7 protein-coding genes are annotated in these 5,884 nt (G+C 37.4%); 3 read left to right on the forward strand and 4 right to left on the reverse strand.

Features of this window, described 5'->3' with window-relative positions:
* Positions 1–428 (reverse strand): prepilin-type N-terminal cleavage/methylation domain-containing protein (locus tag JHC30_03945; protein ID MCI4463306.1); only part of this gene is annotated, 428 nt, incomplete at its 3' end.
* A 157-nt stretch (positions 429–585) separates the two neighbouring features.
* Between JHC30_03945 and JHC30_03950 the strand changes: the two genes are divergently transcribed.
* From JHC30_03950 to JHC30_03960, 3 genes are read left to right on the forward strand one after another with little or no spacing between them, the layout of a single operon-like run.
* Positions 586–837, forward strand: a complete 252-nt coding sequence (locus tag JHC30_03950; GenBank protein MCI4463307.1) for a ferrous iron transport protein A — start codon at positions 586–588, stop codon at positions 835–837.
* Positions 837–2,777: a ferrous iron transport protein B gene (gene feoB, locus JHC30_03955; GenBank protein ID MCI4463308.1), complete on the forward strand. Its 1,941-nt coding sequence runs from the start codon at positions 837–839 to the stop codon at positions 2,775–2,777. Before JHC30_03950 ends, feoB begins: the two co-directional genes overlap by 1 nt.
* Positions 2,777–3,151, forward strand: coding sequence for a metal-dependent transcriptional regulator (locus tag JHC30_03960; protein MCI4463309.1), 375 nt, complete (start codon positions 2,777–2,779; stop codon positions 3,149–3,151). The genes feoB and JHC30_03960 overlap by 1 nt, the downstream gene beginning before the upstream one ends.
* 48 nt (positions 3,152–3,199) lie before the next feature.
* Here JHC30_03960 and gdhA read toward each other — a convergent pair whose 3' ends face one another.
* The 3 genes from gdhA to JHC30_03975 form a co-directional block, all read right to left on the reverse strand.
* Positions 3,200–4,558, reverse strand: a complete 1,359-nt coding sequence (gene gdhA, locus JHC30_03965; protein ID MCI4463310.1) for an NADP-specific glutamate dehydrogenase — start codon at positions 4,556–4,558, stop codon at positions 3,200–3,202.
* An 86-nt stretch (positions 4,559–4,644) separates the two neighbouring features.
* Positions 4,645–5,649, reverse strand: a complete 1,005-nt coding sequence (locus JHC30_03970) for a flippase-like domain-containing protein (GenBank protein MCI4463311.1) — start codon at positions 5,647–5,649, stop codon at positions 4,645–4,647.
* Between the two features lie 4 nt (positions 5,650–5,653).
* The coding region (locus JHC30_03975; protein MCI4463312.1) for a radical SAM protein at positions 5,654–5,884 on the reverse strand (231 nt) is incomplete at its 5' end.

The following is a 5,884-nucleotide window of genomic DNA, read 5'->3' on the forward strand; positions in this document are numbered from 1 at the left end:
TGATACCAAGGAGTTCCGTCTACACCAGTGCCTTTTGCGTTAATTCTTACATCCGATTGAGTTAAGTCGCTTGAAACGCCGTAAACCCAGCCACCTTTATCAGTAATATCGCTTGAAGCAACTGGTACATGATTAACGTTCACAACACTGTTGCTCTTTACAACATTGCCATTTGCATCAGTTGCTTCCACATAAGGGACATTACCTTCTGCAAAAATCGACCCATCAAGTTGTGCTGGGAACTTTCCACTGTTCTTTGCATAGTAAATTGCAAGTGCGGACCTAACTGTGCCAAGTTGTGCTTTTGCCTGGGCAGTTCTTGCTTCCTCGACCATTCCTTGATACTTTGGAATTGCATACATAGCAAGGATACCAAGGATTGCAATAACGATTGCTAACTCTACTAATGTGAAACCTCTTCTCTTCATTTTCTCGCCTCCTTAGAAGTGATTTTACAACTTATTTTAGAAAATTGCAATATATTTTACTTAAATTTTTTAAAATCTCAAAATATTGCAAGAAAATGCGAATTGTATTATAATGAAAGTGAAAGTTAGGTATGCCTAAGTTTATAGGAGGTTTAGATTGAAAAGGCTTACTCTTGCAGATGTTGAAGCAAATAAAAAGGTAAAAGTTGTCGATTTTGTTTTGCCTCCCCACCATACGCACATACCTCAGTATATTATCCGCCTTCAGGAGATGGGTGTTCTAAGAGGTGATATTATTGAGGTTGTAAGAAATTCTCGTGTTGGACCTATAGAAATAAAAGTTAAAGGGACAAACCTTGCAATAGGTAGAGGTATAGCCTCAAAAGTTATCGTTGAGGAGATAGGATAGTGCTTAACTCTAAGACTTCAAGTGGTAATACGTCAATTACAATTGCGCTTGCAGGCAATGCAAATGTTGGGAAATCTGTTATCTTTAATCAACTTACAGGTGGAAACCAGATTATTGGAAACTGGCCAGGTAAAACCGTTGAAATCCAGGAAGGTTACATAGAAAAGAACGGAACAAAAATAAGGGTAGTTGACCTTCCAGGGATATATTCGCTTTCGACATATTCTGAAGAGGAAATTGTTACGCGTGAGTTCATTATAAATGAAAAGCCAGATGTTGTAATTGTTGTTGTAGATGCATCAGCCCTTTACAGAAATTTATTCTTCCTTTTGCAGATTCTTGAAATTGGTGCAAGGACAGTTGTTGCACTTAATCAGTATGATATGCTCGAAAGAGACGGCTTTGAAATCGATGTTGATAAACTTGAAGAGTATCTTGGTGTGCCTGTTATTAAAACAATTGCAACAAAAAACATAGGGCTTAAAGAACTTTTTGAGAGGGCTCTAAATGAGGTAAAAAAGCCCTACACTCCAAAGTTTCCAAAGTATGGAAAGGAAGTTGAAGAACGTATTAAGATGCTTGAAAATGCTTTAAAGAATTATAATTTGCCTGCACCAACAAGATTTATTGCAATAAAACTTTTAGAGCATGATACGGAGTTTGAGAAACTTATAAAAGATAAGAGCATCCTTGAATTACGAGACAAACTTGCTTCAGAACTTGAGGAAATTCACGGCGAGCCAATCAAAACTATCATTATTCAAGAGCGTTACGCCCTTGCTTCACGCATTACTTCTGATGTCCTTAAGAAAAAGAAGAAAAAGGTCATTGATTTTTCAAGCAGGATTGACGACATTTTGTTAAATCCTGTTACAGGGTTTTTATTCCTGATGCTAATTCTTCTTTTTATGTTTTTTGTTGTATTTAAATTTGGAAGTTTCCTTTCTGACTATATAGGAAGTTTGTTTGACCTTCTTAAAAAACCTTTTATGAATCTCAGTCTACCCGAAAAGCTCAAATTATTTTTGTGGGATGGCATAATTGATGGCATTGTTGCAGCCTTTGGTATCGTCCTTCCATATATTGCGCCATTTTATTTGTTGCTATCACTTCTTGAGGATAGCGGTTACCTTGCTCGAATTGCCTTTTTAACTGATGCCTTTATGCACAAACTTGGTATCCATGGAAAGGCTTTTATCCCTCTTATTGAAAGTTTTGGATGTAATGTTCCTGCTATTATGGGCACAAGAGTTTTGGAGAGAAGAAGAGATAGAATTATAGTATCGATTCTTGCAACACTTGTCCCCTGCTCTGCTCGTTCGGTTGTTGTGTTTGGACTTGTTGCTGCATTTTTAGGTCCTATCTACGCTGTGCTTATTTATGCGCTTGATTTTGTTTTTATTTTTGTTGTGGGACTTCTTCTTAATAGGTATATAAAAGGCACTCCTACAGGTCTTATAATGGAAATGCCCCGGTATAGGAAACCTGTTCTCTATGTAATACTCAAACAAACCTGGATAAGGCTTAAAGAATTTTTTACCTTCGCAACACCCATAATCGTTATCTCAAATGCCATAATGGAAATTTTAATTCTTTTGAATTTGCTTCCCTATCTTGAGATGCTTGTAAAACCCTTTGCTTACATTTTAGGGCTTCCTCCTCTTGCAACACTTACACTTGTTTTTGGTGCACTTAGAAAAGAGTTAACCTTGATAATGCTTGCAACATTCTATAAGACGACAAATTTTGCTTCAATTTTAACTCCTAAACAAATTTTTGTTTATGGATTTGTTACTATGATTTATATCCCTTGCGTTGCAACAATCGCTATGCTAAAAAGGGAGTTCGGAGCAAAAACTGCAACTCTTATAACGCTTTTCGAATTCGTCCTTTCAATGCTTTTGGGCGGTCTTCTTAACATCGCTTTGAGGCTTATATAATGCAATATTCGAAAAGCATAGAGGATTATCTTGAGGCAATATATGTTATCGGGGAAGAAAAGGGCAATGTCCGTATAAAGGATATTGCGGAACTGTTGAATGTTAAACTTCCCTCAGTTACAGAAATAGTAAAAAAGATGCAGGAAGAAGGTTTGCTTGAACATACTCCCTACGGAGAAATACATCTTACAGAAAAAGGTAAAAGCATTGGAGAGAAAGTCTGGCAGAAACATAAAATACTTTATATATTCCTGAAGGATTATTTGGGTATTAGCGATGATATTGCTTTTAAAGAGGCTTGCCTTATCGAGCATTCTGTATCTTCCGACACAATTGAAAAACTAAAACAATTTCTCGAGAATATTAAAAAGTAAAAGTGCCCCGCATTATGCGGGGCAAACCAAATATATTTATTAAGTCAATTACACAACACCGTATGCAAGCATTGCTTTTGCGACTTTAATGAATCCTGCAATGTTTGCTCCGACGAGGTAGTCTCCTGGGTATCCGTAGGTTGCTGCTGCTTCAAGGGAAGTCTTGTGGATGTTTTTCATAATCTCTCTTAACTTGTTATCCACTTCTTCTCTTGACCACTGAAGCCTTATGCTGTTCTGTGTCATTTCAAGACCAGAAACTGCAACGCCACCTGCGTTTGCTGCCTTTGCAGGACCATAGAGAACTTTATTTTCCCTGAATATGTTAATTGCATCAAGGTTAGAAGGCATATTTGCACCTTCTGCAACTGCAATAACGCCGTTCTTTACGAGTGCATTTGCATGTGTTGCGTCGATTTCATTCTGTGTTGCGCATGGAAGTGCAACATCAACTTTGAGTCCTTCGTCTCTTATAACATCCCAAACTGATTTTCCTTCAAAGTATTTTGCATTTGGATACTGATTTACATATTCTTTAATTCTTCCACGCTTTACATTCTTTAGATCCATTACGAATGCAAGTTTCTTTGCATCAATACCTTCCTCATCAACAACTGTTCCGTTTGAGTCTGACATTGTGATTACTTTTCCGCCAAGCTGGATAACTTTTTCAACTGCATATTGTGCAACATTACCAGAGCCGCTTACTGCAACCACTTTGTTTGTGAAATCCATATTACGAGTTGCAAGCATTTCAGATGTAAAGTAAACAAGCCCATAACCGGTTGCTTCTGGCCTTATAAGCGATCCGCCATATTCAAGCCCTTTTCCTGTAAGAACTCCTGTGTGCTCATTAACAATTTTCTTGTAATAGCCGTACATAAAGCCAATTTCACGGGCGCCAACGCCGATGTCTCCTGCTGGGACATCTGTATCAGGACCAATGTGCCTGTAGAGTTCTCTCATAAATGCGTAGGTGAATCTCATTACTTCCCTATCGCTCTTTCCTTTTGGATCGAAGTCAGAACCACCTTTTCCACCACCCATTGGAAGGGTTGTTAGTGCGTTCTTGAAAATCTGTTCAAAGCCGAGGAATTTAATGATTCCAAGGTTTACAGAGGGATGGAACCTCAAGCCACCCTTGTAGGGTCCGATTGCGTTGTTGAATTGGACTCTAAAACCTCTGTTTACATGGATCTCTCCATTGTCGTCTTCCCAGGGAACTCTAAAGATGATCACTCTGTCGGGTTCTACAATCCTTTCGTAGATTTTTGCTTTTACGAATTCTGGGTGCTTCTCTTCTGTTGGTTTAAGTGTTGTTAAAACTTCAGTTACAGCCTGAATAAATTCAGGTTGATCCTTGTCTAAGGTTTTTACCTTAGCAATTACATCATCAATTTGAGACATACCTTACCTCCTTCTCATTTTTGCCTTTTCTCTGGGTGTTCCCAGTTTCATTTAATTATATCAAAAAATAATTTTTAAACAAATTTTTAATTGTATAAGAATTCACTATAGAAAGTTCCAAGGGTGCGGTAAAAAATAATCGCTCCTATAAGGGATGGTATGTAATATGAAAACATCCTGAATAAGAATGTTTGAAGGGGTGCAAGGTGGTGCGCAATAGGGATGAAAAGTAAAAGATAACTCCCCTCAACTATACCCATTCCACCAGGTGTAATGCCAATTGTTGCAATAAAGTTTGATGCAATTTGAGTTATAAAGGCTTCGTAAAAATTGAAATTGACACCGATTGCTTTAAGGCTTGTTAGTCCGATCATCTCGTAAAGAAGCTGGCTTAAAAAACTTATGAATACAAGTTTTGCAAGAGTAAGAGGGCTTTTTAACATAAATCTTAATCCCTCAGAAAAGGCATCTACCTCAAGTATTATTTGCGTTTCGTCAACTTTGATTTTCAATTTTTCTACAAGAAAATTTATGAGTTTCTTTGTTTTTTCGGGGTTTGTTATAAGGAAAAGCGCAAGACCTGAAAGTGTAAATGCAAGCGCAAGAATGCTAATTAAAAAAGTTCCTCTTACGCCTTTAAGAAACGGATGTGGCAGGACTATAAACATTGCTGCAAATATAAAAGAAACTATTACAGATAGAATCGTGTAAGAGATTGAAACAAGAGTTGAGGCATTGAAATCGCTTTTTATCTTTTTCAATAAATACACCTGTGTTACGATACCTCCCGAGTAATAAGGAGTGATATTCGATGCAAATACCGATGAGAGAACAATCTTTAATGAATCAATATAAGAGATGTCGCTTTTAAGTGATCGAACAAGTTCCTTGAATTTTATACCGTTGAGAAGTATCACAATTCCCATATTCAGAAATAAAAGAAGGAACCAAACCGGATTCAAAATCTGTATGAGTTCGCTTAAAGATACATTTCGGAAGATAAGGTATATGAGGACTGCAAATGTAAAAATGGAAAGAAGGAGCACACGCCGAAGCATTTTCTCTAATTTTTGAGTGCCCCCTCTTCCCATATGGCTACTTTTCTATCTCATTGGATACATAGAACTGCTCTATGTTTCCGTTTGCTTTTGCAATGATTTCTTCTTTTTTCTTCTTGTACTCTCTTACTTTTTTAGCAACATCAGGATAGTCCCTTTCGAACACTGGGCGGGATAATTCTTCCCACTTCTTTGATAATTCGTCAAGATGCTTTCCAACTTCCTTGTACATATTTTCAAGTGTGCCATCGGTTGAACGAACACCTGG

It is taken from the genome of Caldisericum sp. (assembly GCA_022759145.1).
Lineage (GTDB): Bacteria > Caldisericota > Caldisericia > Caldisericales > Caldisericaceae > Caldisericum.